Origin of the sequence: Alienimonas sp. DA493, assembly GCF_043951915.1 — a bacterium.
GTDB lineage: Bacteria > Planctomycetota > Planctomycetia > Planctomycetales > Planctomycetaceae > Alienimonas.
On record NZ_JBINJD010000006.1, the window covers coordinates 43,244 to 69,669 of the forward strand.

The window sequence follows — 26,426 nt, forward strand, 5'->3', positions numbered from 1 at the left end:
CGGCGCGCGGCGCGAACCGCGCGTCGTTCGTCTTTTTGCCGCTCAACCCCCCGCCCAGAGTTTCGTCCGGATGCCCGCCACCAGCGTGATCGGTTTGCAGTGGGGGGACGAGGCGAAGGGGAAGTTCGTCGACGTCCTCACCGATCAGCACGACGTCGTCTGCCGCTACCTCGGCGGGAACAACGCCGGACACACGGTCGTGTTCGACGGCAAGACGTTCAAACTCAGCCTGCTGCCCGCCGGGGTGCTGCACCCGGGCAAGACCGCGGTGATCGCCACCGGCGTGGTGCTTGACCCGGCGGCCCTGCTCAACGAGATGGACCGGGCCGAGCAGTCGATGGGCGGCCCCGTCCCGCCGGAGGGCACGGAGCTGCTGATCTCCGACCGGGCCCACCTGATCTTCCCCTGGCACCTCGCCGAGGACGCCGCCCTCGAAACCGACCGCGGCGACGCCGGCCAGCAGAAGATCGGCACCACGCTCCGCGGCATCGGCCCCTGCTACCGGGACAAGGCCGGCCGCACCCACGCCGTGCGGGCCGGCGACCTGCTGCGGCCGGACCGCTTCCGCCGGCGGGTCGCGGAGGTGTGCGCTTTCAAGAACCGCCTGCTTGGGGCCATGACCGCCTCGGCCGGGAAGGGGGACTTCGAACCGTTCGACGCGGACGAAATCGCCGACCGCTACCTCGGCTTCGCGGAGCGGCTGGGCCCGTACCTCACGGACACCACCGCCTACCTGCTGAACGCCGTTGACAGCGGGAAGAGCATTCTGTTCGAGGCCGCCCAGGGCTCGATGCTGGACATCGATCACGGCACCTTCCCCTACGTGACCAGTTCGAACAGCTCCGGCTGCGGGGTGCACCCCGGCAGCGGCGTGCCGGAGCGGCACCTCGACACGATGCTCGGCGTGGTCAAGGCCTACAGCACCCGGGTCGGCGGCGGGCCGTTCGTGACGGAACTGGAGGACGAGACCGGCGACCGCATCCGCACCCGCGGCAACGAGTTCGGCACCGTCACCGGCCGGCCGCGGCGCTGCGGCTGGTTCGACGCCGTCGCCGCCCGCTACGCCGCCCGCCTCTCCGGCGTGGACGCCCTTGCCGTCAGCCTGCTCGACGTGCTGGATGGCTTCGAGGAGGTGAAAATTTGCGAGGCCTACGAGCTGAACGGCCAACGCACGACCGACTTCCCCAGCCACGCCGACGACCTCGCCGAGGCGACGCCGGTCTACCGCACGCTTCCCGGCTGGAGCGAGGACACGACGGGCTGCCGCACCTACGCCGACCTCCCGGCGAACGCCCGCACCTACCTGGAAACGGTCGCCGAGGTGCTGGGCACGGAGTTGAAATACGTCGGCGTCGGCCCGGACCGGGCTCAGACCATCCGGGTGTGAGGCCGCCCGGGCGGGGGCTCGGCCGGCCCGGTTGGGCGCCGCCGACGGGCCTCCGGTAGAGTGCGGTGCCGCACCCGGCGGGCGGGGGCGATCTCAACACCGACGAGGGCGAGCCGATGACGCGACGCGCCGGGGACGACGAGGGAGAGGACGCCGGCCCGCTGCTGGACGAGGTTCCCCTCAAACTTCGACCGCGGTTCTTGGAGATCGTGGAACGGACCGACGCGGTCTGCGACGCCCACCTGACGGACGAGTACCGCGGCCTCTGCCGGGCGATGACCGCCGCGCTCTGCCAGGAGGGGGCTCCGGTCGGCCGCGGGAAGGCGGAGAGTTGGGCGGCGGGAGTGGTCTACAGCGTTGGCTCGGTCAACTTCCTCACCGACCCCTCGCAAGACCCGCACCTGCGAGCCGAGGAGATCGCGGCGGCGTGCGGCGTCTCCCCGGCCACGATGTACAACAAGGCGAGGGTCCTGCGGGAGGGGTTGGACCTCTCCCCGCTGGACCCGGAGTGGATGCTGTCGGAGCGTCGGAAGCGGAGTCCGCTGGCGGCGTTCGGTGGGCCGGCGCCCGGGGCGGGGGATCCGGAGGAAGTCCATCTGCTTGAGTACGAGATCACCGAGGAACCGTTTCCGGACGCCTACTTGGAAGCGCTGCCGTCGGCCGAGCGGGAGGCGATCGAAGCCGTCGGCGCCGCGGCCCTCGCCGGGGAGGCGGCGCGGCGGCTGCCGGAGATCCGGACCCTGATCGACCGCCATCCGGACCACCCGCCGCTCCGGAACTTTCTGTGCGTCGCCCTGCAAACTGCCGGCCGCGGGAAAGAGGCGGACGCGGAGATCGAACGCACTTACCGCCGGTTCCCGCAGTATCTATTCGCTCGACTGAACTATGCCCACCGACTCCTCGACGCGGATCGAGCCGACGAGGTGCCGGCGGTGTTCGAGAACCGCCTGGCCTTGGCGTGGCTGTACCCGGAACGGGAGGGACGCTTTCACGTCAGCGAGTTTCTTGGGTTCCACGTCCTGATGGGGCAGTACCACGGGGCGATCGGCGATTACGACGCGGCGCAAGCGGACCTGGAAATGTGCGAGCAGATCGCCCCGGACCACCCGGGGGTGGATCGCCTGCGAACCCAATTAGCGATGGTTCACTACGCCGTCGCCCTGGCGAGGGCCCCCCGACGCGGTCGCGGGCGGCGGAGACGCGGTCCCCGCTAACGCGGTTCCTGCAAGTCCGTAGCGGCTGATACCAGCCCGATGCGCAAGCATCGGCTGTCGGCGCAGCCGTCGGGGAGAACGCGGCGCCGCCGGAGCTTGCGCTCCGGGCTGGGATTGCTGCGATCAGTCACCGGGAAACGCGCTCACGGGGGCGGTCCCTCAGCGCTTGCACGCGATCCGCAGGTAGCGTCGCAGCTTGGCCCAGCGGAGCAGGTGGCGGGGGTATTCGCGGACGGCCCGGCGGTAGACCGCCCGGGCGTCGGCGTAGCGTCCCGCCCGGGCCAGCGCCCCGAACTGGGTGAGGAAGAAGTCGCTCTGGTACTCCCGCCGCATCGTCATCATCTCCGCCGGCAGGACGGCGGGGTCGAACAGGGCGTCGGCGGCCTGCGTGGAGGCCGATTCCAGCCCCTTGATGTCGTGCCGCAGGCTGTCCGGGTGTTTGAGGGCGGCGAGAACCGGCTCCGGGAATGACGCGCACCGCCCGGTCGCCAGCAACTGGGCGACCAGCACGACGTCCTCATGGTGATGCACGCCCTCCGGGAAGCGGAGCTGCGCGAACCGCTCCCGACGGATCACCGCGGCGCCGAGTCGTACGCTGCCGAGCTTCCGTCGCAGGAACCGCTTAAAGTTCATCCGGTTCGATTCGCTCAGCGGCTTGGCCGGCCGCGGGGTCCGTTTGCCCTCGGGGGTGACCGCCTCGTAGCCGCCGAAGATCAGGTCGAAGGTTCCGTCGGCCGCCCCCGCCCGGCGGAAGCGCTCCAGCGCCCCGGGGAGCAACCGGTCGTCGGCGTCGAGGAACAGCAGATAGTCGCCGGTCGCCTCCGCCGCCCCGCGGTTTCTCGCCGCGGACGGCCCGGCGTTCTCCTGCCGCACGGACCGGACGCGGCCGCGGTCGTCGTCCGGCAGGTCGGCGAGGAACCGCTCCATGACCGCGGGCGTGTCGTCGGTGGAGCCGTCGTCGACGACGATCGTCTCGTAATCGTCGCCCGGCTGCTCCAGGACCGACTCCAACGCCGCGCGGAGAAACCGCCCGTAGTTGTAGGTCGGAACGACGACGCTAAAGAGCACGGCAAACAGCTGCGGGGACGGCGCCCGCCCGGGACGGCGGGCGATGCGGGGCGGACGGACGATTGAACTGCGCGAGCCCCGCTGTGGAAAGGCGGAGCGGACGCCCCCGCCAGTTTGAAGCGAGAGCTCGACGGGCGATTCGTTCGTCACGCTTCGCCGCGGGGTCTCCCCCCGCTTGCGCCGCTCTGCAGAACCTCTCCGTCGGGGGCGACGTGCGGGGCGTCGCCGGTCAGTTCAGGGCCTGCCTGAGACGGTGCGGGAGGCGCCGAATTCGTCGACCTGCCGCTCGGCCTCGTCCCGGGTGATGCCGTATCGCTCCTGAACCTTGCCGATCAACACGTCCCGCTGGCCGTCGACCACGTCGAGGTCGTCGTCGGTCAGCTTGCCCCACTCAGTCTTCGCTTTGCCCTTGAGTTGCTTCCAGTTGCCGGCGACTCGGTCCCAGTTCATCGGTCTGTCCCTTCTTCGAACGAGGTTGGGGATCCTCGGGCGGACGGCCGGACGGTGAAGGCCGGGTCGGCCGAGGAGCACATCCGCATCGTCGCCCCGACTTGGGGTGGGGGCATCGGGGGAGACGCCGTGCGGCCGCCCGGCGAACGTCCGGCGGGACCCCGGGGGCGATCCGGGGACGCTCCGGCCAGCGCAGCCGGGACGGGGGAGTTCTCGCGGACTCGGCGGCGGGTTCCCGCGTCGGCGTCCGGCGGACCGTCCCCGCACGCTTCCGCCTCCGCGTCCGCCCGTTTACCCTCCCGCCATGAAGATTCACGAGTACCAGGCCAAGGAACTGTTCCGCGACGCCGGCGTGCCCACGCCGCGCGGCATCGTGTGTTCCTCGCCCGACGAAGTCGCCGCGGCCTTCGGCGAACTGGGCGGCAGCCTGGCCGTCGTGAAAAGCCAGATCCACGCCGGCGGCCGCGGCAAGGGCCGCTTCAAGGAGCACGCCGAGCAGGCCGGCGTCGTGCTGGTGAAGTCGGCCGAGGAGGCGAAGGAAAACGCCGCCCGGATGCTCGGCTCCACGCTGGTGACCATCCAGACCGGCGAGGAGGGCAAGAAGGTCAACACGCTGCTGGTCGAGGAGGGCCTCGACATCGCCAGCGAGCTGTACGTCGCCGTCACCGTCGACCGCGACCGCCGCACGCCGATCCTGATCGCCTCCAGCGAGGGCGGGATGGACATCGAGGAGGTCGCCGAGAACACCCCCGAGAAGATCCTCAAGGTGGCCGTCGACGGCGGCTACGGCCTTCACGCCTTCCAGGCGACGGAGTTGGCCTTCCAGCTGGGCCTGGAGGGCAAGGCCGTCCGCAACGCCGCCAAATTCCTGCCGGCGTTGGTGCGGTTCTTCCTCGACTCCGACTGCGACATGGCGGAGGTCAACCCGCTGGTCGTCACCGGCGCCGGCGACCTCGTCGCCCTGGACGCCAAGGTCAGCTTCGACGGCAACGCCCTGTTCCGCCACAAGAACCTCGGCGAGTACCGCGACCTGACCGAAGAGGACGAAAGCGAGATCCGCGCCGGCAAGGCGGGGCTCAGCTACGTCAAGCTCGACGGCAACATCGGCTGCCTGGTCAACGGGGCCGGGTTGGCGATGAGCACCATGGACCTGATCCAGCTGCACGGCGGGGAGCCGGCGAACTTCCTGGACGTCGGCGGCGGCGCCAGCGTCGAGGCGATCACCGAGGCGTTCGAGATCATCCTCGCCGACCCGAACGTCAAAGCGATCCTCGTCAACATCTTCGGCGGGATCATGCGGTGCGATTACGTCGTGGAGGCCCTGCTGGAGGCCTACGAGAAGGTCGGCATCACCGTGCCGCTGGTCGTCCGGCTGGAGGGCACGAACGTGGAGAAGGCCCGCACGATGCTCGCCGACAGCGGCAAGGACATCGCCACCGCCGCCGACCTGACCGACGCCGCCCAGAAGGTCGTCGCGTCGCTGAGCGCCTGATCCCCCGGCGTTTTCCGCCGGCGCTCGCGCCGACTCTCCTCACCCGCACCGATCCCGCCGTTCCCGGCGACCCCACAGCCCCGCCGCCCGCATGAGCATTCTCGTCGACTCCGCCACCAAGGTCCTCACGCAGGGGATCACCGGGTCGGCGGGCCTGTTTCACTCCCAGCAGTGCCGGGAGTACGGCACGCCGCTGGTCGGCGGGGTGACCCCCGGCAAGGGCGGCACGGAGGTGGACGGCTTTCCGGTCTGGAACACCGTGGACGAGTGCGTCGAGGAAACCGGGGCGAACTGCTCCCTGATCTTCGTCCCGCCGCCCTTCGCCGCCGACGCGATCATGGAGGCCGCCGACGCCTTCGAGAGCCGCGGCGGCGGCCTGATCGTCGCCATCACCGAGGGCATCCCGGTGTTGGACATGGTCAAGGCGTACGACTTCGTGGCGAAGACGAAGTCCCGGCTGATCGGCCCGAACTGCCCCGGGATCATCACCCCCGGCGTGGCCAAGATCGGCATCATGCCCGGCTACATCCACACCCCGGGCCGGATTGGCCTGATCTCCAAGAGCGGCACCCTCACCTACGAGGCCGTCTGGCAGCTCTCCAACGTCGGCCTCGGCCAGAGCACCGCGGTGGGCATCGGCGGCGACCCGATCATCGGCACCACCTTCATCGACCTGCTCGAACTGTTCGAGCAGGACGACGACACGGACGCGATCCTGATGATCGGCGAGATCGGCGGCGACGCCGAGGTGCAGGCCGCCGAGTACATCAAGGAACACGTGACCAAGCCGGTCGCCGGGTTCATCGCCGGCCGCACGGCCCCCCCGGGCAAGCGGATGGGCCACGCCGGGGCGATCATCTCCGGCGGCAGCGGCACGGCGGAGGAGAAGATCGCCGCCCTGAAGGCCGCCGGCGTCGAAGTCGCCGAAAGCCCCGCCGACATGGGCGCCGCGGTGCAGCGGGCGATGAAGTAGCGGGCGGGACGGCGAGGATTCTTCCCGCCGGCTAGGGTGGGGCGATGCTCACGCTCGCCCCGCTCCTGCTGATTTTGTGCGGCCCATCCGACGTCCCGCTGACGTGGGACGCCGCCGCGGCCCACGACCTGACGATCACGCCGATGGACGACGGGGCGACGCTGACGACGACCGGCGCCGACCCGTACGTCCCCCTGCGGCCGCTCGACCCCGCCGCGGCGGAGCCGGACGCCGTCGTGCTCGAGTTCGAGTACCTCTGCCCGGACGGCGTCGACGGCCTGCGGGTCTACTACGGCTCGCCGTTCGCGGAGTTACGATCGATCGACGCCGGGCCGCTGGCGAAGGCGGAGGGCTGGGCCCGGTTCGCGGTGAACCTCCGTGAGGCGTCCGGCGGCCGCTGGACCCCGGCGACGCGGGAGCTGCGGCTGGATTTCGGCCGCCGCGCCGGTGTGGCGCTGAGCGTCCGCGGTTTGCGACTGCGGCCGCTCAACGAATCGGAACGTCGCTCCGCCGCCGAGCGACAGCGGGAACGCGACCGCAAGCGGCGCGACGCCGCGGCGGTGCAGGCGGTGCTCGACGCGGACTTCCCCTCGGCGATCGAGCGGGTCGTCGCGTTGGAGGAGGAGATTCGGCTGGTCGGCCGGGCGGAGCGGCCGGCGACGCTGGTGGAAATCTTCCCGTGGGCGCCGACGGCGATGCGGATCGAGGCGGCGCACGCCCGGGCCGTCGAGGAACTGCCCACGGGGCCGTTCAGAGCGCGCTTGCCGCGTTCGACCGACGGGGGCGACCGCGTCACCTCCCGCTGGGCGCTCGCCCGGCGAGAGCGGGACCGTTGGGTCTTGAACTCTCACGTCGCCTATCCGACGGCCGTCGCCGCCCGCCGTGCTCTCGGACGCCTGGAGCCGCGGTCGGTAAAGGGGCTGGGCGGGATCTCCGACCGCGGGCCGCGGTCGGACTGGACCGAACTGGGCATTCACAACGCCACGATCAACGTCCCGCTGAGCCTGTTCGTTCGCACGACCCCCGGGCCGGGGCGAACGCCGTTCCGCCACGCCGGGCGCACCTGGTACGCCGTCGACGACGCCCTCCGCCGGTACGACGCGCTCATCGGTCCGGCGACGGAGCAGGGAATCGTCGTCTCCGCGATCCTGCTGATCACGTTCTCCGAGAACGAGTTCGGTCGCACGTTGGCGCACCCGGAAGCGGTGAACGCTGGCGCCGCCTACGCCATGCCGAACCTCGCTACGGAAGAGGGCGTCGCGGCCTACGGGGCGGCGATCGCCCTGTTGAGCGACCGCTACGCCCGACCCGCGGACGGCTCGGCCGGCGAGGATCACGGCCGCATCGTCAATTGGATCCTGCACAACGAGATCGACCAGGGCGCCCACTGGACGAACATGGGCGAGCAGCCGCCGCTGCGGTATCTGGAGACCTACTACCGGGCGATGCGTCTGGCCCATGCCCTGACGCGGCGCAACGATCCGCACGCCCGCACCTTCGTCTCGCTGACCCACCACTGGGACCAGCCGCCCGACCCGACCTGGCGGACCTACGCGCCCAAGCGGTTGCTCGAAGACTTGGCGGCGTTGTCCCGGCGGGAGGGGGACTTCGAGTGGGGCGTCGCCTATCACCCCTATCCGGAAAGTCTCCTGCGGCCGACGCCGTGGAGCGATCGTCTGCCGACCGACCGGGACGACACGCCGATGATCACCCCCCGCAATCTGGCCGTCCTCGAACGCTTTCTGCACCGCCCGGAGCTGCGGTTCCGCCCGCCTGGCGCCGTGGAGGGCGTCGTGCGGGGCGTGCTACTGTCGGAACAGGGGTTCCACACGCCGGAGACGGACGATCCCGCCGAGCGGGCGCAGCATGAACGGGTGCAGGCGGCGGCGTTTCTCTACACCTGGGATCGGCTGCGGGAACTGACGGTGGTCGAGGCGTTCCACAACCACCGCTGGATCGACCACCCGGGCGAGGGGCCGCTGCGACTGGGCCTGCGGCGCCAACCGACCCCCGAGGAACCGGACGGCCCAAAGAAGTTGGCGTGGGAGGTCTACCGAGACCTCGGCACTCCGGAAGAAGCGCGGTGGCGCTGGCTGCTGGACGCCGTCGGCGCCCCCGGCGGACCGGCGGAGCGGGACGATCCGTAAACGCTCGCAACGGGCGGCCGGCCCCGCGATAACCCCGGGAAATCCCTGCTCCTCATTCGGCAGTCGACCGTGGCTCGCAAAAATTACCAGTACAGGTCCGGCGGACTGCTACTGACCGCGGTGGTCGCGCTACTGGCCTTCGGGGCGGCGGTGGACGTTGTGCTGATCCCGCTGAACCTGTGGGAAGTGTCGATCTACGAGCGGGCCGAGTCCCCGGACGTGGCGCAGGACTTCGCCCTGCAGGCTGACGCAGATTCGATGTCCGTCGCGGTGGGGGCCGCGGCCATCCTGGCGGTGCTGATCTTTCTCGTCACCGCGATCTGTTTCCTCTGCCTGACCTACCGGGCCGGGGCGAACGCTCACACGTTGGCCCCGCGGGTGCAGTACGCCGCCGGGTGGGCGGTGGGGTGGTACTTCGTGCCGTTCCTGAACCTCGTCCGGCCGTATCAGGCGATGGCGGAGTACTTCCGAGCCAGCCGGCCGCGGTCCGAGGGCGGCGTGCCGGAGCACTGGCAGGATAATCGCGTCCCCGGGCTGCTGCGGGTCTGGTGGGGTCTCTGGCTGCTGGGCGGCGTCCTCGGCCAAGTCAGCGCCCGCATGGCGATGCAGGAACCGGGCGTTGGAGACTTCTCCATGGCGAAGACCGCCTGTTACCTGTCGATCGGAGAATCGCTGATCGGCGTCGCCAGCGCCGCGACGGCAATCTGGATGTTCCGCACGCTGTTCCACTGGCAGAGCGAACGGCGTCAGGAGAAGCGGTCCGAACCCGACGTCGGGGAAGGGCGGGACCTCGCCGCGACCTGTCGGGAGTGCGGCGAAGCGTTGCCCGTCGGAGCCGACGAGCCTGTCGCCGACCCCGACCGCTGCCCGATGTGCGGCGCTGAACATCCTGCCCGGCGGGACGAAGCGCTTGTTTGACGCCGCCCGGCCGAGTCAGGCCTCGGCCGCTTCGTAGAGGACCGGTTCGATCAGCTTGTCGAACTCGAACAGCTCCTCGTCCTTGAAATACAGATTTAACTCGCGGGCGGCGGCCTCCGGACCGTCGCTGCCGTGGATCAGGTTCATGCTGCGGCTTTGGCCGTAGTCGCCGCGGATCGTGCCGGGAGCGGCCTCGCGGCCGTTGGTGGCCCCCATCAGCGTCCGACAGACGGCGATCGCCCCGGGCCCTTCGGCGCACACTGCGACGACGGGGCCGCTGGTGATGAACCCTTCGAGGTCCGGATAGAACGGCTTCTCGACGTGCTCCGCATAGTGTTGGCGGGACAGCTCCGGCGTGATGCGGAGCATCTTCGCCCCGACGATCTTCAGTCCCTTCCGCTCCAGCCGGGAGAGGATCTCCCCGGTCAGGCGCCGCTGGACGGCGTCCGGTTTGACGAGGATCAGGGTGCGTTCGAGGGCCATGCGGGAAGGCGGAAGGATGAAGGCGAAAGGCGGAGGGGAAAGATGACACACCCCCGCCCGTTCCTCAACGCGACGCCGCAGTTCCTTCCGCCTTCCCCCCCCCCCTCGCCCTTCCGCCTTGAACCTCACGCCTTCGACATCATCTCGCGGAAGCGGGCGAACAGGTGGCCGCTGTCGTGCGGGCCGGCGCTGGCTTCCGGGTGGTACTGCACCGCGAAGGCCGGACGGGTCTTGTGGCGGATGCCGCTGACGGTGTCGTCGTTGAGGTTGATGTGGGTCACCTCCACGTCCGCCGGCAGGCTGTCCGCTTTGAGGGCGAAGCCGTGGTTCTGGCTGGTGATCTCGACCCGACCGGTCTCCTTTTCGAGCACCGGCTGGTTGGCGCCGCGGTGGCCGAATTTCAGCTTTTCGATCTCCCCGCCGCAGGCCAGCCCGAGCAACTGCTGGCCGAGACAGATGCCGAAGATCGGCACGCCGTCCTCCAGCAGCTCCCGAATCGTGCCGACGGCGTAGTCCAGCGGCCGCGGGTCGCCGGGGCCGTTGGAGAGGAAGATGCCGTCCGGCTTCTGGGCTTTCACCTCGGCGGCCGTCGCGGTGCCGGGCAGGACGGTCACCTTGCAGCCCATCGCGGCGAGGTGGCGGGGAATGTTCCACTTCATGCCGTAGTCGATCGCCACCACGTGCGGCGTGTGCCCCGGCGTGGCCTGCGCGGCGCTGGGAGCGGCGAATTCGTGCAGCGGCTCGGCCCAGTCCCGGGGGGCGTCCGGCATGACCGTCTTGATGAGGTCCTGACCGACGATGTCCGGGCTGCTCTTGGCTTTCTCGACGAGGGCGGCGTCGTCCAGCGTCTCCGTGGAGATTACCGCCGTCATCGCCCCGGCGCTGCGGAGCCGGCGGACCAGCGCCCGGGTGTCGACCCCGCTGATCCCCACGACGCCCGCTTCCTCGAGGTAGGCCGACAGCGGCTTCTCGCTGCGGAAGTTACTGGGCCGGCGGCACAGCTCCCGCACGACGAACCCGCGGGCGGCAATCCCCTTGGACTCCACGTCGTCGGCGTTCACGCCGTAGTTGCCGATCTCCGGGTAGGTCATCGTCACGATCTGCCCGGCGTAGGAGGGGTCCGTGAGGATCTCCTGATAGCCGGTCAGACTGGTGTTGAAGACCGCTTCGCCGAAGGCTTCGCCGGTCGCGCCGAAGTGTTCGCCGGTGAACACGGTGCCGTCGGCGAGGGCGAGCTTGGCGGGGCGGGGCGACGTTTGCGGCATCGGGCGGGCGGGGGCGGGGGCCCCGGGGCGGGTCGAAGGGGGTTCGGGCGGCATCCTACGCAAAACGGCCCGGACGCTCGATGCGTCCGGGCCGCGGGCGGTCGATCAAACGCGTCGGGGGACGGGTTATTCGCTCTTGCTGAGCACGAACTCGTCGAACTCGACCGCGTCCGTCTCCGGGTCGCGGACGGTGGCGAAGAACTCGGAGATCAACCCGACGAACCGCTGCTGGCGGATGCTGTAGAAGTTGTGCTTGCCGTCGCGGCGGGGCTCGATGATGCCCGCGTTGCGGAGCAGGGCGAGGTGGTGCGAGACCGCCGGCTGGCTCTGGGAGAGCCGCTTGCACAGGGCGGTCACGTGCAGTTCGCCCTCGCGAGCCAGGTACAGCAGGATCCGCAGCCGGGTCTCGTCGGAGAGCAGCTTGAAGACCTGCACGAGGTCCTGCTCCAGGGCGTCCGGCAGGACGGGGAACCGGCCGTCGGATTCGGCGTCCTGCTCCACGTCGGTCAGACCGGCGCCGAAGTCGTCCTCCAGGACGTCGTCGGAGCGGTGGGCCAACCCGGCCCGACCGGTCACGTTCGTGGCCGCGGTGCGGATGGAAGGGGAGGGGGCGTCGGCGTGACGAACGTCGTTAACCGGTTCGGCGACGGCGGTGGCGAGCATTGATAGAGGTCCGTGGTGTGGGTCGGCACAGAGGCCGGATATCGTAGTGTGGGTGGAGCCGACCCAAGGTCGGGAAAACGGTCGCACGTCAGTCTCACGGGGAGGGCGGGCGTCCGATCAACGCATCCGCAAGCGGCGTGCCAAAGGCTCGTCGTCCGCGGGGCGTCCGCCGGAACGGCAATCCCGCGTCTGGCTTCGGCACGAGAGACTCGTGACGGCCGCTGGCCGGGGATGCGGGGGGAGACCCATCAGGCGGTTCGCAGGAGTCTTACAGTACGGGACTCGTAGTCAACAGTCGATTTCCGTGCCGCTGAGTCTTCATGCAGATTTTCGATTCCGTTGCTAGAGTTGCGTTCATTGCGAGGCCAATAGCGTCTGCACCCCGGTCACCGGTGAAAAAATGTCTTAGCCTCAGTGCGGCGAACGGCCGCGGCGTCTCGCCGACCGACCCTGCCCATTTGGCGGGCAGAGGCGCCTGATGAATGATCCATCGCTCCCAATGCATCACGACCGTCTCATGCCGAATCCCATCTCCGGCCCGCCTGCTGGATTTGCGGCGCTGCCCGGCCGTTCGGCAGTCGTCACCGGCGCCAGCAGCGGGATCGGGGCCGCGATCGCCCGGGAACTGCACGCCGCCGGGGCGACGCTGTTTCTCACCTGCCGGGCCTCCGCGGATCGGTTGGCGGCCGTCGCCGAGGAGGTCTCCGCGGTCGGCCGGTTCGTCGGAGACCTGGCGGAGCCGGCGGAGCGGGACCGGCTGCTCGCCGAAGCAACCGCCGCCCTCGGCACGCCCGACGTGTGGGTCAACAACGCCGGCGTCGACCTGCTGACCGGCGCCGGCCGCTCGCTGTCGTACGAGGAGAAGCTCGCCGCCCTGCTGGCGGTGGACGTGACGGCCACGGTCGCCCTCTCCCGGGCAGTCGGGGCGGCGATGCGGGAGCGGGGCGGCGGGGCGATTCTGAACGTCGGCTGGGATCAGGCCGCGACCGGCATGGACGGCGACAGCGGAGAGCTCTTCGCCGTCGCTAAGTCCGGCGTGATGGCCTTCACCCGGTCGCTGGCGGTCTCGCTGGCGCCGGAGGTGCGGGTGAACTGCGTCGCCCCCGGCTGGATCCTCACCGCCTGGGGCGAAACCGCCCCGAACGAGTGGCAGGCCCGGGTCATGCGGGAGACGCCTCTCAAACGCTGGGGCACGCCGGAGGACATCGCCCGCTGCGCCCGCTGGCTGTGCAGCGACGCCGCCTCCTTTGTGACCGGGCAGGTCGTGAACGTGAACGGCGGGGCCGTCCGGTGAGCGACGGGGACGAACAGGCGCCCGGGCAGAACCGCTGGCGGGGGGAGCGGGTCCTGTTCGTCACCGGCACGCTGGCGGAGCCGGCCCTGCGGCGGACGCTCGGCCCGCTGGGCGAGCGGCACGGCTTCGCCTGGGAGATCGCCGTGCCCGGGGTGCAGGTGGCGGCGCTGACGCACACGAAACTCCTCCTGAACCGCCTCGGTTCGCTGCTGGACGACCTCGGGGGCCGCTTCGACCGGGCCGTGCTGCCCGGTCTGTGCGACGCCGACCCGGCGGCGCTGAAGGAGCGGTTCGGCCTGCCGTTCGTTCGCGGGCCGAAGGATTTTCACGACCTGCCGGCGTTCCTCGGCGACGACGACCGCGACCCGCCGGACCTGTCGCGGTGGGACATTGAAATTATCGCCGAGATCAACCACGCCGCCCGCCTGTCGGACGCGGAGGCCGTCGCGACCGCCGCGGCTCTGCGGGCGGACGGGGCGGACGTGATCGACGTCGGCGCCACGCCCGGCGCCCCCGCGGCCCGCGTCGCGGACCTGGTGCGGTTGCTGAGGGGCGAGGGGCACCGGGTGAGCGTGGACAGCTTCGACCGCGGCGAGGTGACCGCCTCCGTCGAGGCCGGCGCCGAGCTGGTTCTCTCCTGCAACGGCACGAACCGCGACTGGGCGGTGCCGCTGGGAAAGGACACGGGGGCGGAGTTCGTCGTGATCCCCGACGAGCCGTCGGACCTCGACAGCCTGTACCGCACCGCCGACGCGCTGGGCGAGGCCGGCGTCGCCCATCGGCTGGACGCGATCCTGGAGCCGATCCACTTCGGCTTCGCGGCGTCGCTGGACCGCTACTCCGAGGTGCGCCGCCGCCGGCCGGAGGCGGCGATGCTGATGGGGGTCGGGAACCTCACCGAACTGACCGGCGTCGACTCCGCCGGGGTGAACGCCCTGCTGGCGGGGTTCTGTCAGGAGCGGCGAATCTTCAGCGTGCTGACCACCCAGGTGATCCCCTGGGCCCAAAGCAGCGTGCGGGAACTGGACGCCGCCCGCCGGCTGATGCGCTGCGCCGCCGACCGCGGGACCGTGCCGAAACATCTGAGCGACGCCCTGGTGATGCTCCGTGATCCCCGGCCGCGGGTGGCGACGCCGGCGGAAATCGAAGAGCTGGCGGCCTCGGTGACGGACCCGAACTACCGGGTGCTGATCGACGGGCGGAACATTCACCTCTTCAATCGCGACGGCCGGCACGTCGGCCGGGATCCGTTCGCCCTGTTCGACGCCGCGGAGGCCGCCGCGACCGCCGCGGGGCGGCCGCTGTCGGCGTCGCACGCCTTTTACCTGGGGCACGAGTTGGCGAAGGCGGCGACGGCCCTCACGCTGGGGAAGGGCTACGTGCAGGACGAAGCCTTGCGGTGGGGGATGCTGACGCGGGCGGAGGAGAGCGCAATCGACCGCCGGAGAAAGTAGGGTCCGCTCCGCGGACCGTTTTCTGACGGGCTGAGCTTCCCCGGACGGTCCGCAGAGCGGACCCTACGGGGGTGCCGCCGCTCGTTCACGAACTGACGCCCCCGCCGACGGTCCCCGCGGCGCTCTCGGCGTTCGCCGACCGCGGGCCCGTGCTGTTCGACAGCAGCGCGACCGACGACCCGCGGGGTCGGTATTCCTATCTCACCGCCGACGTGCGGCCAGCGTCCGTGCGGACGGTGCGGGGGGCGCTGGCGGCGTTCGAGACGGAGTGGATCGACGGCCTGCCGCCGTTCCAGGGCGGAGCGGTGGGGTTGTGGTGTTACGAGGAGGGCCGCCGGTTCGAGCGGCTGCCGGAACCGAAGACGTACGCCGTGCCCGAATGCGGCCGGGATCCCCGCCTGCACCTCGGCCCGGGGCGGAGCGTCACCGCGGTCGCAGACTGGGCGCTCGCTTGGGACCACGCGGCGGGGCGGGCGTGGGTGATCTCGCAGGGCGGCCCGGACCCGCACGCCCCGCAGGGCGTCCGGCGGGAGCGGTTGGCGGAACGGCGGTTGGTTGCCGTGCTGGCCCGGTTGGAGGCCGAGCCGCCGCCGATCCCGGGGACGGTCCGCGGCGAACCGCTTCAGCCGGATCTGCCGAGGGCGCCGGGCTGGCGGGAGACGTACGGGACGTTCACCCGGGCCGAGTACGAACGAGCCGTGGAGCGGGCCGCGGAGTACATCCGGGCCGGCGACGTCTTCCAGGTGAATCTCGCGCAGCCGCTGATCGTGGCGGGAGCCACGGTCCGGAATTGGCGGGAACTGTACGGGGCGCTGCGGACGGAGAACCGGGCCCCGTTCGCGGGCGTCTTCGCGGCGGGGGCGTTCGGACCGGACGCCGACGGCGTGTTGCTGAGCGCCTCGCCGGAGCGGTTCCTTTCCGTCACGCCGGACGCCGACGGGCGGATGCAGGTCGAGACCCGGCCGATCAAAGGCACCCGGCCGCGGCCGAACCCGCCCGCCAGCGACCCCGCCGCGGACGCCGCCGCCGCGGAGGAGCTGCGGGCTTCCGCCAAAGATCGGGCGGAGAACGTGATGATCGTCGATCTGCTGCGGAACGATTTATCGAAAGTCTGCGAGCCCGGCAGCGTGCGGGCGCCGGCCCTGTGTGAACTGGAGAGCTACGCCAGCGTGCACCACCTCGTCAGCGAGGTCCGCGGCACGCTGCGGGCGGACCGCGACGCTTGGGACCTGCTCGCCGCGGCGTTTCCCGGCGGGTCGATCACCGGGGCGCCGAAGGTGCGGGCGATGGAGATCATCCACGAACTCGAACCGTTCGCCCGCGGGCCGTACTGCGGCAGTCAGTTCTGGATTGGCTTCGACGGGGCGATGGACTCGAACATCCTCATCCGCACCGCCTGGCTGCGGGACTGGGGGACGGTCGCCTGGGTCGGCGGCGGCGTCACCGCCCAGAGCGACCCGGCGGCCGAGTACGAGGAAACGCTCCACAAAGCCGCCGCGACCCTGCGGGCCCTCTGCCCGCCCGGGTGACTCGCCCCGGTTCGCCGTCGCCGTTAGGCGGCGCGCGTCTGGAACCCGCTACCATCCCCGCGTGATTCTGCTGGTCGACAACTACGACTCCTTCGTGCACAACCTCGCCCGGTCGTGCGCCGAGCTGGGGAAGGAGGTGACGGTCCGCCGACACGACGCCGTCACCCTCGCCGAGGCCCGGGCGATGCGCCCGGAGGCGGTGATCCTCTCCCCCGGCCCCTGCGGGCCGGCGGAGGCGGGCGTTTGCGTGGAGTTCGCCCGGGCCGCCTGCACGGACTGGGATGTGCCGCTGCTCGGCGTGTGCCTGGGCCATCAGGCGATCGCCGCGGCGTTGGGCGGGCGGGTGGTGCGGGGGGAGCCGGCCCACGGCGTCGCCGCGGCGGTGCGACACCACGGCTCCGACCTGTTCGCCAACCTGCCGAACCCGCTGGCCTGCGGGCGATATCACTCCCTCGTCGCGGAGCGAGCCTCGCTGCCGGAGGAACTCGCCGTCACGGCGACGCTGGAGGGCGGGGCGGACGACGGAACGATCATGGCGCTCGCCCACCGCACCCGGCCGGTGCGGGGCGTGCAGTTTCATCCCGAAAGCGTGCTTACCCCCGACGGCGACGCGTTATTGGCGAACTTTCTGCGGCTGAGCGTCGGGTCCGGCTGAAGTTCGACCCGCGGCCCGACCGATGACCCCGATTCCCGGGTCCCGGTCGGAGTTCGGCGGTGCGCAGCGGCTTAGTCCCCCACATTCTCGCGGCGGTCGCCGTGTGCGCCGTCTCGGCGGGGGGGGCGGGGACCTCCGCACGGGCGGCCGACTGGTACGAGGACCTCGCCTCCGCCCGGGCCGCGGCGGTCGAGAGCGATCGTCCGCTCCTCCTGCATTTCAGCGCCTCCTGGTGCGGGCCCTGCCGGCAGATGGAGCCGGTTCTGCACTCCGCCACCGTCGCGGACGTGCTGCGGAAGGACGCCGTCGGCGTCCACCTGGACTTCGACCGGCACAAGGCGATCGCCCAGCAGTACGGCGTCCGCGGCATCCCCGCGGACGTGTTGCTGACCCCGGACGGTCGGGTGCTCGGTCAGATGAGCGGTCTGAAACAGCCCGCCGACTACGCCCGCCGGGTGCGGGCCGTGGCGGGGCAGTACGTCTCGCTGAAACAGCTCCCCAAGCCGGAACTCGGCCCGCGGATCGCCTTCGACAAGCCGGAGGGGCCGCGAATCAGCGTCACCGACCCCTCCTGGCCGGCCGGGCTGGCCGCCCCCGGGGACGACGGGGACGAACCGAACCTCGGCCCCGCCGTGCCGGACGCCGCCTTCGACGGGGCCTTCGGCGACAGCGCCCCGTCGGCGACGCCGCCGACGCGTTCCCCTTCCGACCTCTACGGCGGCCGGCCGGACCCGTTCCGCCCGGGCTCCTCCGCCGATCCCGGCGCCGTCGACACGCCGAACGCTCCGCCGGCCGGCGCTTCGGAAGACCGGGAGAGCCGCCGCCCGGTCCCGGGTACGCCCCGCGTCGTACGGCGCCCGACCCGCAAGCTGCTGGGGATGCGGGGCTTCTGCCCGGTGACCCTGCACCTCGAAAAGAAGTGGGTCCGCGGGAAGCGGGACTTCCAGTGGGAGCACCAGGGCATCACGTATTTCCTGGCCAGCGACGCAGCGTTCGACAAGTTCTACGCCAACGCGGACCGCTACGCCCCGAAGCTGCTGGGCTGCGACCCGGTGCTGTACCGGGACGAAGGCCGGGCCGTGCCGGGCAGCACGACCTACGCGGCGATCTGGCGGGACGACCTATTCCTGTTCGTCAGCGACGAGAACCGCAAAACGTTCCACGCCGACCCCTCCCGCTACGCCAACGGCCGCCAGGTGCTGCTGATCGAGGAAATCGAGGGCGTGGGGACGTACTGACGGAAATCCCAATGACCAAGACCCCAAGAACCAAACCCGTTTTGGTTCTTGAGTTCTTGGTCTTGGAGCTTCGACCCGTCACCGCGTCGCCGGGCTGGCCTCGGGGGTGCGGAGGCGTTGCAGGTAGCGGTCGTAGAACCGGGTCTGGCGGCTCTCCGGCGGGTAGGGGACGCCGTCGACGAACACCGCCTTGATCGAGGTGGTGATCTGCAGCGGCGAGCCGTCGGCGAGGATCAGGCTGGCCCGTTTGCCGGGGGTGAGCGTCCCGGCCCGATCGGCGACGCCGAGGATCGACGCGGCGTCCGCGGTGATCGCCCGCAGGGCCGCCTGTTCCGGCAAGCCGTAGGCGACCGCCTGGGCGGCCTCGAACGGCACGTTCCGGCTGTTGCTCGCTTCGTCGGAGTGCAGGCAGAACGTCACGCCGGCCTCGTACAGCCGGCCCGGGTTGGCGTAGGGGGCGTCGTACGGATCGTGGTCCTCCGTGGGCCGCCGCATCACCGGGCCGACGATCACCGGCACGTCCTTCGCCGCCAGTTCGTCCGCCAGCTTCCAGGCGTCCGCGGCGCCGGTGATGATTGGTTTGAGGCCGAACTTCTCCGCGAACGCCAGGCTCTGGGCGATCTGTCGGGCGGTGTTCGCCTCGAAGAACACCGGCTTCTCGCCCTTCAGGTAGGGGGCGAGGGCGTCGAACCGCGGGTCCGGCACAGGGCCGAGGGCGTCGTCGCCCTCCGCCTCGGCGGCGGCGACCGCGTCGAGGTAGCGTTGGCCCTCCTCCAGGAACTCGGTGAGCTGTTCGATCCGCTCCTTGAGGCGGTCGTCGCTTTCCGTGCTGTCGCCGTCGAACGGGTTATAGCTGCGTTCCAAGGGCCAGTTGATCTGCAGGCCGGCTTCCAGTTCGACCACCATTTCCGGGGCCGTCCAGCCGGAGAGCTGAACCACGCTGACCTGCCCGGCGATCAGCCCGCCGACGGGGCGAACCAGGGCGTGGGTGATCCCGCCGGCCCGGGCCACGGGGATCAGTTCGGAGTCCCGGTTGAGGGCGATCCCGGCCCGCAGGTCCGGCTGGAGATCGCCGCTTTCCCGGTAGTCCTGCGTCTCGGACACCTTGCCGATCTCGGTCAGTCCCAGTTCCGTGCCGGCGTCGAACAGGCCGGGGGTGATTGTCAGGCCGCGGACGTTCAGCAGGGGCACGCCGGGCGGCACCTCGACCGGACCGACCGGTCCCACGGCGGTGATGACGCCGTTCTGCACGACGATCACGCCGTTCTCGATCACGCCGTCCTCGCCCTGCGAATCGTCGCAGGTTTGAATCGTCGCCCCGGCGAGGGCGAACGTCCCGCCGCGGGCCGGTTCGAGGTCGAGCGTCAGCTCGCGCAGTTCCGGCTCCGGGAAGCTCCACGTCGGCGGGGTCTTCGTCCGCTCCTGCGCCTTCGGGGAGAGGGCGGTGACGGCCCGGGAGCGGTCGAAGAAGATCTCGCCGTCGACGATCGTCGTCTCGACCCGGGTGAAGCTGTTCAGCGGGTGGGCGTTGTAGACGGCGAGGTCGCCGTCCTTGCCGACCTCGATGCTGCCGAGGCGGTCCTCCAGCCCCAGTTCGCGGGCCGCGTTCAGGGTGACGAAGGCGATCACGTCGTCCGGGTCGACGTTCCCGTACTTCACCGGCTTGGCGGCCTCCAGGTAAAGGTGCCGGATCAGCTCCCAGTCGTCGCTTTTGATGACCGTATTGACGTCCGCCTCGTGCAGGATCGCGGCGTTGTAGGGGGTCGCGTCGTAGGCCTCGACCTTGTAGGCCCACCAGTCGGCGAAGGTGCTGGCGCTGGCCCCGTGGGCGGCAATCTCCGGGGCGATCTTGTAGCCCTCGAGCACGTGCTGAAGGCTGGCCACGCGGACGCCGAAGCGTTCGGCGACCCGCATCAGCATCAGGATTTCGTCCGCCCGGTAGCAGTGCGAGTGGATGAATTTGTCGCCGCCGAGGATGTCCGCCAGCGCCTCCAACCGCAGGTCGCGGCGGGGGGGCAGCAACGTGTCCTTCTTCGACGGATCGGCCGCGATCGCCTCCTCGTAGGCCTGCTGCCGGCGGGCGTAGTCGGCGGCCTCGCTGAAGGCCCGTTTGAGCGTCGCCTCCACGCCGAGGCGGGTGTTCGGGAAGGCCGCCTTGGAGTCCTTCACGTTCTCCCCGAGGGCGAACTTTACCCCCTGCTTGGCGCCGTCGAACTTGTGCGCCTCGGCGCTTTGGCCGTACCGCAGTTTGACGACCGCGTCCTGCCCGCCGACGACGTTGGCGCTGCCGTGGAACAGCCGGGCGGTCGTCACCCCGCCGGCCAGCGCCCGGTATTCGCTGTCGTCGTCGGTGTCGATCACGTCCGCGATGCGGACCTCCGGGGTGAGGGACCGCGTCGCCTCGTTGATCCCCTCGGTGATCATGATGTGGGAGTGCGTGTCGATGATCCCCGGCATCAGGTACCGGCCGGTCGCGTCGAGGTGCGTGTGGTCCGGCAGCGGACCCGGTTCGGCGCCGGCCTCGACGACGGCGAATTTGCCGTTGGTAATCACGACGGTGGCGTTCTCGATCGTCTCCCCCGTCCCGGTCAGGACCGTGCCGCCGGTGATGACGAGGTTCCCGCCGGTCCGCCGTTGGGCGGCGAGACGGTCGGCGCGGATCTCCGTCGGTTGGCTCTCCGCGTCGGCGGCCGGGACCGGCTTGGGGGCGGTGAGGGCCTTCCGCTTTCCCTTCTGCTTGGCCAGGTCCAGCGGCTTGGCGTTCTCGTTGTACTCGTAGCGTTCCCGGTCGATCAGCACGTACCGCGTTTTGGCGTCGGCCTCGGTGAAGGGGCCGGTGAGGGCGACAACGTGCGCCTGTCGGCCGGCTTCCAGCGTGCCCAGCCGGCTGCCCTGACCCAGCAGGTCGGCGGCGTCGCGGGTCAGAGCGGCGAGGGCGGCGTCCTCCGGCAGCCCGGCCTTCACGGCCAGCCGCAGGTTCGTCAGCAGTTCCTCCGGCCCCTTCAGACCGCGGGAGGAGAGGGCGAAGCGGCGCCCGGCCCGGTGCAGGGCGGCCGGGGCAGCGACCGCCTCCCGCCAGCGGGCCAGCCGCGCCCGGTAGGCCCGCAGCGGCTCCGGCACGCGGACGTCCGCGGGGGCGGTCTCATCGTCGTCGTCCTCGTCCTCATCCTCGGCGGCGCCGTCCTCTTTCTCGTCGGCGTCCTCCTCCTTGTCGTCGTCCGAGTCGTCGCCCTTCGGCTTCTTGTAGCCCTGCCGCTTCGGCTCCGAGCCGAAATCGAGGCTGAGGATGATGGTCTCCGGGGCGTTGGCGGCGGCGTTTTCGGCAGCCGGGTCCCAGACGGAGGGGGCCTCCCGCAGCCGCGGGCCGGCGGCGAGGGCGGGAGTCAGGTCGTATTCGGCGGCGAAGTTCACCGCCCGGCGGGCGTCGTCGGCGCTGCTCACTTCAAACAACGCCGGCAGGTCCCCGGCGAGCGTCGCGGCGAGGGCCTCCAGCGTCGGGTCCGCCGGCGGGCGGGGCACCCCGGCGGCGCCGTCCGCCCAGAGTTTCTGATGCAGGGTGTGCCGTTGGGCGTCGGACAGGGCCTGCCGCAGGTGGGCGAACGTGCCCATCAGCGTGTTCGGATAGCCCCGCCCCGACAGCCGGGAGAGGTCCAGCGCCGCGAACAGTTCCTCGGCGAGCAGCGTTTCTCGCAGCGGCGCCTCGGCGGTGGTGACGAGGGCCGTCTTGCCGCCCGCGATCCGGCCCCGCGGCACGAGGTGGGCCGCCGTGAACCCGGCCTCCCGCAGGGCCTTCGTCGCTTTGTCGTCCCGCGCCAGCCCCTCCTGAGCGAGGAATTCCGGGACGAGGCCGCGGCGGTTGTCGGTCTCCGTTGCAGCGAGGACGTAGCGGGTCTGATTGACGTCCCGCCCGGCGGCCGGGTCGGGGATGCGGTCCTCGTCCAGCGGCCGGTCCGTCGCCGCGTCGAGGAACCCGGCGTAGACGAACAGACCGGTGCAGTCGATCTCCTCCGCGTTGGGCGGCACGACGACCTCGTCGGTCGGACCGGCGGCGACGATCAGCCCGTCCCGGGCGACCACGGTCCCCACGAACGGTTCGGCCTCCGGCGCGGTGCGGACCGTGCCCCCGACGAGAGCGTAAGCGGCGGGGGTCAATCCCGCGGGCCGCTCCTGAGCCGGGGCGGCGGGCGTCAACGCCCAACAGAGCAGCGGCAGGAGGCCGGTGGCGAACGGGGGGGCGAGGCGACGCAACGGCCCCGCGGCGGGGCGGGGGGGAGGAACGCTCGACATCGGACGGGGCGGACGGGGGTGCGGGACGGCTGGAAGGACGTGCCGGGGCGCGAGCGGCGGGTCGGCAACCTACCGCCGCCCGGGCGGCGTTCGCCACGCCGCCCGAATCCCCGGCCCGCCGCCCGATCGCTCCGTCGACGCGGATCGTGACGCCGCGGGCGCCGCGAATCGTCGCGGAGGGGACGAAGCGCCGGGACCGCGATTGACACCGCCGAGTTGATGGCTAGGATTCCCGCAGGTCGGGCCTCGGGGCCGTCGGAGGGTTCCCGTTTCTCCCGGCCGCTGCCCCGGGTTCAGCCCGTCGGCCTCTCTCCCCGCCCTGACCGGCCTGGTTTCGCCGTCGTTGTCGACGGGCCCCGGCTCGTTACGTTCGACAGGACGCCGCGGTTCTTTCAGGAACCACGGGTTCTTCCGGGAACGTCGGGTTCGTCAGGCGGCGTGGACGGCCGGCCAAGCCCTCCTCGCCCCGAGCGTCGCGAACCGCGGCCCTCCTCGTTGGCGGAGAGCGTCGGGCGGGCGTCGGGGCGACCGCTTTCGCATCTGCATCCGGCCTGCGCCGTTTCGTTCCCGATCTGCCCCGGCGGACGGGAGTTCGGCCCGTTCGGCTGCCCCGCGTCCCTCCCGGGGCGGCGTTCGCGGCGATCCTTCGCGATCGTCGCCGATCCCGCGGCCCCGGGCGTCCGGGAGTTTCGCCCTGTTCGCCGCCGTTATCGCTCGGGCCGTCCGGCCCGGTTGGTCTCTGTCGTTTCTGCCCGGCCGTTCTGGCCGGGATGCGGCGCCCGTCCCGGCTTTCGCGGGGGCGAACGCGCCGAACCGTTATTTCATGTTGATCGTGTGAGGAACCTCGGCCCTATGCCGTCCGCCACCGCCGCCGTCTCCGACGAGACGGACATCGCCGCTGACAACGACTCCTCCGCGCCCCGTCGCGGCGCCGCCCGCCGGCGGTCCCGCGCCGCTCGCCGGAAAGACGATTCCACCAGCGAACCCCAGACCCACGCCGAGGCTATGGACGACGCAGACGCCGAAGGGTTCGGAGCCGGCCTCGCCGAAGAGGCCGAACCCAAACCCCGCCGCAAGACGACCCGCCGTCGGACCAAGAAGGCGGAACAGAACGACGAGGAAACCGTGAGCGAAGACGTCGCCGAGTCTGAAGGCGAGTCGGAGGGCGATGAGGAGGCCGAACCGAAGAAGGCCCCCGCCCGTCGCCGCTCCGCCAAGAGCTCCACGACCCGGAAGACGGCCGCGAAGAAGTCGACGACGAAGAAGGCCGCCGCGAAGCGCAGCCGGGCCAAGAAGAAGGCGGAGCCGGAGGAAGAGGAGATCGACCTCTCGGAGTTCGACTTCGGCTTCGAGGACGACGCCCCGCCGTTGCCGATCAACCCGTCCGCCGCCGCCGCCGTGAAACCGCGGCGTTCCGTGACGGTCGACGACGATTTCGGCGTGCGGCTGCCGCCCTCGGTCGCCAAAAACCTCGCCGTCGAGAAGCTGGCGGAGACGCTCGAATCCAAGAACGCCCCCGCGGCCGGGAGCGGCAAAAAGTCCCGCCGCGGGCGCCGCGGCAAGAAAGGCGGCGGCGAGAACCAGCCCGCCCCCGCGCCCCGCGGCGGCGGCAAGCCGGCCCCGAAGCAGGGCGGCGGCGAGCCGGTCACCGGCGTGCTGGAGATGCACCCCAAGGGCTACGGCTTCCTGCGGGAGGCCGCCAACAACTACGTCGCCCAGGAGTCCGACCCGTTCGTCTCCGGGGCCCTGGTGGACCGCTTCCGCCTGCGGGAAGGGGTGGAGATCCAGGGCGAGATCGGCCCCGGCAACCGCGGGCAGGGCCCCCGGCTGAAGCTGATCACCGCCGTGGACGGCGTGAAGCCGGAGGAATACGACGAGACGCCGAAGTTCGACGCCCTCACCCCGATCAACCCGACTGAGCAGATCGTGCTCGAAACGGGGCAGTACACCGTCTCCACCCGTGTGATGGACCTGCTCACCCCGTTGGGCAAGGGCCAGCGGGCGTTGATCGTCGCCCCGCCGCGGAGCGGCAAAACCGTCCTGCTGCGGGAGATGGCCGACAGCATCTCCACGAACCATCCGGAGGTGCACCTCATCGTGCTGCTCATCGACGAGCGGCCGGAGGAGGTCACCGAGATGCAGCGGACGGTCAACGGCGAGGTCGTCGCCAGCAGCCTGGACCACGACGTCGAAAGCCATATCCGCGTCTCGCAGCTCGTCATCGAGCGAGCCAAACGGATGGCGGAAGAAGGCAAGGACGTGGTCGTCCTGCTGGACTCGATCACCCGGCTGGCCCGGGCGTTCAACAAATGGACGAACAGCGGCCGCGTCACGCAGGGCGGCATCGACATCAAGGCGCTGGACATCCCCAAGAAGCTGTTCGGCACCGCCCGGAAGTTCGAGGAGGGCGGCAGCGTCACGGTCGTGGGCACGGTGCTGGTCGAGACCGGCAGCCGCGGCGACGACGTGATTTTCCAGGAGTTCAAGGGGACCGGCAACATGGAGCTGGTCCTCTCCCGGGCCTTGGCCGACCGCCGGATCTTCCCGGCGATCGACATCCCGCAGAGCAGCACCCGCCGCGAGGAACTGCTGCTGGACCGCGAGACGCACGAGAGCGTCAACCGGCTCCGCCGCAGCCTGATCTCCCTGCCCAGCACGCAGGCGATGGAGGACCTCTCCCGGACGCTGCAGAAGTTCGAAACGAACGAGGAGTTTCTGCAACGCGTGTTGCAGGTGATGTGAGCCTCGCCGCTCGCAACGTGATTCGTAACGCCGAGGTCCTGCGGGGCCTCGGCGTTATTTCTTTCGTCCTGCTCAGGACCGCGTGCGTTTGCGTCGGCGCGGCGTTTTCGCGTCGGGGGCGACCATGCTCCAGAACTCCGATTCGCCCTCGTCGGCCTCCGTGCCGGTGCGGCTAGGGGCGGGCGGCGGCGGGGCGGATCCGGCGGCGCTCGAGGAGGAGCGAATGGTCGTCGGCTTCTCCGTCAGCGACTCGTCGGGCGGTTCCGGCGGGGCCTTGATCGACACCGGGTCGTCGTCGACAGCGGGCGGCCGCGGGGGGCGGGGCCCCTCGGCCCGTCGCCGTTGCGTCACGATCTTCGCCTCGGCCCGCACCCCGCCGGTCTGCTCCACGGCGGCGGCGTGCACCAGCCCGCTGGCGTCCAGGGAGAGCGTCACCGCGATCGGACTGTTTTCCGGCAGGCCTTCCGGCAGCGGTTCGACGACGCAGTCGCCCAGTTCCGTCGGCGGGGCGTCCGGCGTCGGTCCGGCCTGCACCACGCGAATCCGCACCCGCCGCTGGCCCGGCCGGACGGTGCCGTAGGCCTGCGTCGCGGAGGCCGGCAGCGGGCTGTTCGGGGGGATGAGATAGTGCGGCACATGGGCGTTGGTGCCGACCTCCCGCACCAGGATGCCCAGCCCGCGGCCGGTCCGCTGGGTGGGCACGGCCCGGGAGAGCCAGTCCCGCCATTCGCCGGTGTCCGCCCGGTCGCCCAGCAGGTTCTTGGCGAACGATTCGTCGCGGGCCAGCAGTCCGGCGTACAGGCAGGCGCCGTGGGCGACGGACTGGTCCGGGGACAACTCCGTGCTGGGCGTGGTCCCGGCGAGCCGCTTGAGCATCGCCCGAACCGCCGGGATGCGGGTCGAACCGCCGGTGAGCAGCACCGCATCGATCTCGCCCCAGCCCTTCGTGTGCGTGCGGATGAGTTCCGTGACCCGCTTCTCCGCCCGGGCGACGAGGTGCGCGGTGAGGGCGTCCAGCTGGTTGCGTTCGACCTTGTAGCTCTTGCGGCGGCCGGCGTGGACGAGGTTGATCTGCGTCGCCTCCCGCACGGACAGCGACCGTTTCACCTCCTCCGCCTCGTTCAGCAAGGCCTGTTCGCTCTCGGGGTCGTTGCGGGGATCGGCGCC

General features: G+C 71.0%; 19 protein-coding genes. 12 read left to right on the forward strand and 7 right to left on the reverse strand.

Going from position 1 to position 26,426, the window contains the following annotated elements:
• The first annotated feature begins 70 nt into the window (after positions 1 to 70).
• Entirely contained in the window at positions 71 to 1,387 is a 1,317-nt protein-coding gene (locus ACG2DA_RS01725; RefSeq protein ID WP_395253734.1) for an adenylosuccinate synthase, read from the forward strand.
• A gap of 65 nt (positions 1,388 to 1,452) precedes the next feature.
• Positions 1,453 to 2,601 (forward strand): DUF6398 domain-containing protein, encoded by a 1,149-nt coding sequence (locus tag ACG2DA_RS01730; protein ID WP_395253735.1) that lies wholly within the window; start codon positions 1,453 to 1,455, stop codon positions 2,599 to 2,601.
• A gap of 159 nt (positions 2,602 to 2,760) precedes the next feature.
• Here ACG2DA_RS01730 and ACG2DA_RS01735 read toward each other — a convergent pair whose 3' ends face one another.
• Both ACG2DA_RS01735 and ACG2DA_RS01740 read right to left on the reverse strand, forming a co-directional pair.
• Positions 2,761 to 3,669, reverse strand: coding sequence for a glycosyltransferase family 2 protein (locus tag ACG2DA_RS01735; RefSeq protein WP_395253736.1), 909 nt, complete (start codon positions 3,667 to 3,669; stop codon positions 2,761 to 2,763).
• Positions 3,670 to 3,903: 234 nt separating this feature from the next.
• On the reverse strand, positions 3,904 to 4,119 hold the full coding sequence (locus ACG2DA_RS01740; protein ID WP_395253737.1) for a CsbD family protein: 216 nt from the start codon (positions 4,117 to 4,119) through the stop codon (positions 3,904 to 3,906).
• A 304-nt stretch (positions 4,120 to 4,423) separates the two neighbouring features.
• Here ACG2DA_RS01740 and sucC point away from each other — a divergent pair, with 304 nt between their 5' ends.
• From sucC to ACG2DA_RS01760, 4 genes are all read left to right on the forward strand, one after another.
• On the forward strand, positions 4,424 to 5,611 hold the full coding sequence (gene sucC, locus ACG2DA_RS01745) for an ADP-forming succinate--CoA ligase subunit beta (RefSeq protein ID WP_395253738.1): 1,188 nt from the start codon (positions 4,424 to 4,426) through the stop codon (positions 5,609 to 5,611).
• 91 nt (positions 5,612 to 5,702) lie between these two features.
• Positions 5,703 to 6,584, forward strand: coding sequence for a succinate--CoA ligase subunit alpha (gene sucD / locus ACG2DA_RS01750; protein WP_395253739.1), 882 nt, complete (start codon positions 5,703 to 5,705; stop codon positions 6,582 to 6,584).
• A 44-nt stretch (positions 6,585 to 6,628) separates the two neighbouring features.
• Entirely contained in the window at positions 6,629 to 8,731 is a 2,103-nt protein-coding gene (locus ACG2DA_RS01755; protein ID WP_395253740.1) for a DUF5722 domain-containing protein, read from the forward strand.
• A 69-nt stretch (positions 8,732 to 8,800) separates the two neighbouring features.
• Complete coding sequence (locus ACG2DA_RS01760; protein ID WP_395253741.1) at positions 8,801 to 9,649, forward strand: DUF4328 domain-containing protein; 849 nt, start codon at positions 8,801 to 8,803, stop codon at positions 9,647 to 9,649.
• 15 nt (positions 9,650 to 9,664) lie between these two features.
• Here the strand turns inward: ACG2DA_RS01760 and ndk are convergent, their stop codons facing one another.
• The 3 genes from ndk to ACG2DA_RS01775 all read right to left on the reverse strand — a co-directional run bounded on the left by ndk (position 9,665) and on the right by ACG2DA_RS01775 (position 11,859).
• Positions 9,665 to 10,132, reverse strand: a complete 468-nt coding sequence (gene ndk, locus ACG2DA_RS01765) for a nucleoside-diphosphate kinase (RefSeq protein ID WP_395253742.1) — start codon at positions 10,130 to 10,132, stop codon at positions 9,665 to 9,667.
• Between the two features lie 125 nt (positions 10,133 to 10,257).
• A complete protein-coding gene (gene carA / locus ACG2DA_RS01770) occupies positions 10,258 to 11,397 on the reverse strand; it encodes a glutamine-hydrolyzing carbamoyl-phosphate synthase small subunit (RefSeq protein WP_395253743.1) in 1,140 nt (379 codons plus the stop codon).
• 126 nt (positions 11,398 to 11,523) lie between these two features.
• A complete protein-coding gene (locus ACG2DA_RS01775) occupies positions 11,524 to 11,859 on the reverse strand; it encodes an ArsR/SmtB family transcription factor (RefSeq protein WP_395253753.1) in 336 nt (111 codons plus the stop codon).
• A gap of 718 nt (positions 11,860 to 12,577) precedes the next feature.
• Here ACG2DA_RS01775 and ACG2DA_RS01780 point away from each other — a divergent pair.
• The 5 genes from ACG2DA_RS01780 to ACG2DA_RS01800 all read left to right on the forward strand — a co-directional run bounded on the left by ACG2DA_RS01780 (position 12,578) and on the right by ACG2DA_RS01800 (position 18,230).
• On the forward strand, positions 12,578 to 13,354 hold the full coding sequence (locus tag ACG2DA_RS01780; RefSeq protein ID WP_395253744.1) for an SDR family NAD(P)-dependent oxidoreductase: 777 nt from the start codon (positions 12,578 to 12,580) through the stop codon (positions 13,352 to 13,354).
• A complete protein-coding gene (locus ACG2DA_RS01785; protein WP_395253745.1) occupies positions 13,351 to 14,808 on the forward strand; it encodes a DUF6513 domain-containing protein in 1,458 nt (485 codons plus the stop codon). Before ACG2DA_RS01780 ends, ACG2DA_RS01785 begins: the two co-directional genes overlap by 4 nt.
• Before the next feature lie 71 nt (positions 14,809 to 14,879).
• On the forward strand, positions 14,880 to 16,337 hold the full coding sequence (locus tag ACG2DA_RS01790; protein ID WP_395253746.1) for an anthranilate synthase component I family protein: 1,458 nt from the start codon (positions 14,880 to 14,882) through the stop codon (positions 16,335 to 16,337).
• A 61-nt stretch (positions 16,338 to 16,398) separates the two neighbouring features.
• Positions 16,399 to 16,992, forward strand: coding sequence for an anthranilate synthase component II (locus ACG2DA_RS01795; RefSeq protein WP_395253747.1), 594 nt, complete (start codon positions 16,399 to 16,401; stop codon positions 16,990 to 16,992).
• A gap of 59 nt (positions 16,993 to 17,051) precedes the next feature.
• The gene (locus tag ACG2DA_RS01800; protein ID WP_395253748.1) at positions 17,052 to 18,230 is read left to right on the forward strand and encodes a thioredoxin domain-containing protein; all 1,179 of its coding nucleotides are present in this window, start codon (positions 17,052 to 17,054) and stop codon (positions 18,228 to 18,230) included.
• Positions 18,231 to 18,308: 78 nt separating this feature from the next.
• Here the strand turns inward: ACG2DA_RS01800 and ACG2DA_RS01805 are convergent, their stop codons facing one another.
• A complete protein-coding gene (locus ACG2DA_RS01805) occupies positions 18,309 to 22,478 on the reverse strand; it encodes an amidohydrolase family protein (RefSeq protein ID WP_395253749.1) in 4,170 nt (1,389 codons plus the stop codon).
• A gap of 891 nt (positions 22,479 to 23,369) precedes the next feature.
• On the opposite strand from ACG2DA_RS01805, the gene rho reads away from it, so the two are divergent.
• On the forward strand, positions 23,370 to 25,259 hold the full coding sequence (gene rho, locus ACG2DA_RS01810) for a transcription termination factor Rho (protein ID WP_395253750.1): 1,890 nt from the start codon (positions 23,370 to 23,372) through the stop codon (positions 25,257 to 25,259).
• A 72-nt stretch (positions 25,260 to 25,331) separates the two neighbouring features.
• Here rho and ACG2DA_RS01815 read toward each other — a convergent pair.
• A partial coding sequence (locus ACG2DA_RS01815; protein WP_395253751.1) for an Hsp70 family protein occupies positions 25,332 to 26,426 on the reverse strand: 1,095 nt, incomplete at its 5' end.